Below are 1,174 nucleotides of genomic sequence, written 5' to 3'. Positions count from 1 at the left end.
TAAAGTATCCGTTATGATCAAGTGATCTTCGGGACCCATTTCCTGTTTTTTTTCAGCAGTGCGTTTGCGAGGACGATGAGCTTTCGCATGACAGCGGTGATGGCGATTTTTGATGGTTTTCCGGCGGCTTTAAGTTGATCGTATTTGGCACTGAGGTCAGGGTTGCGCCGGCATGCGACAAGGGCAGGCATGTAGAGTGCGTGACGGACGATGGCCCTGCCGCCGGCAATGAAGGCGCGTCCGGTCCATCGTCCGGACTGACGGCTCATGGGTGCAAGACCAGCAAGGGCGGCTGCGGCTTTCTCATCCAATTCGCCCAGTTCCGGCATTTCGATGAGAAGCGTAAAGGCCGTGACCTGTGCTACGCCAGGGATCGAAACGAGGATGTCGAACCTCGCCTTCAATGCTGCGTCTTCGGCAATCAGGGCCATGATGGCGTCATCGACCGCCTTGATCTGGCGTTCGATCTGCCGGAGCCTTTCGGCATTGTGTCTCTTCAAGAGTGAGTTGGAAAGGGTCTTCGACCTGTTCTTTGCAGCCGTCCTGTCCTTGATCAGGGCAAGGCGCGCGACATGCAACTCCTTCAGGTCATTGTGGATTTGCGTGTTGGCTTGCAGGATGCGCGGCTCAAGAAGCGCACCGTAACGCGCCAGCATTGCGGCATCGATCCTGTCTGTCTTGGCCAGTCGGCCGGTCGCTTCTGCAAAGCGTCTGGCAAAGCGGGGATTGACCTTGGCGAGAGCAAGGCCCTGCACCATCATGAAGCGCTCGAAGGCCTTGTGATAAGGGCCAGTGGGTTCATAGACAATGCGGGTCGCGCTCCTTGTGCCGATCCATTTGAGAATGGCTGCAAAGCCTTTGCGGTCATTGGCAACCTTCAAGATTCGACCGTCCGGCAGGCTGTGGAGATCGATATGGTCTTTCGAGATGTCTGCGCCGATGGTAATATCCGTCATCTTTTCTGCCTCCTATGCTTGTCATCCGAGCCCAAGGCTCGGGTATCCGTTCAGGACGATTGGAAAAGATGGGGGCGATCATACTTTAACCCGGCCCGGCATTCGCAAGAATGGCGGCCTGCACGTCCACGATCCGTCCCCCATCGCCGGAAGAGGGCAGCCACCCTCTCCGGCGCTTCTTTATCTCACGAAGAAGCAGGAAAATCATAAGACAAGCA

The 1,174-nt window shown here is 56.3% G+C and carries 1 protein-coding gene; it reads right to left on the bottom strand.

Annotated features, from left to right (window positions below):
* Positions 1–17: 17 nt before the first annotated feature.
* Positions 18–956, bottom strand: a complete 939-nt coding sequence (locus QO005_RS24170) for an IS110 family transposase (RefSeq protein ID WP_307160567.1) — start codon at positions 954–956, stop codon at positions 18–20.
* Positions 957–1,174: the final 218 nt, after the last annotated feature.

The sequence above is a fragment of the Allorhizobium paknamense genome, from assembly GCF_030815125.1.
GTDB classification, from domain to species: domain Bacteria; phylum Pseudomonadota; class Alphaproteobacteria; order Rhizobiales; family Rhizobiaceae; genus Allorhizobium; species Allorhizobium paknamense.
Note: the sequence above shows the minus strand (reverse complement) of the source record. Positions and strands in the feature narration are given on the sequence as shown.

What these genes read in the sequence shown, in the direction of transcription:
- QO005_RS24170 (WP_307160567.1), bottom strand. Translation starts at nt 956, where the DNA reads ATGACGGATATTACCATCGGCGCAGACATCTCGAAAGACCATATCGAT.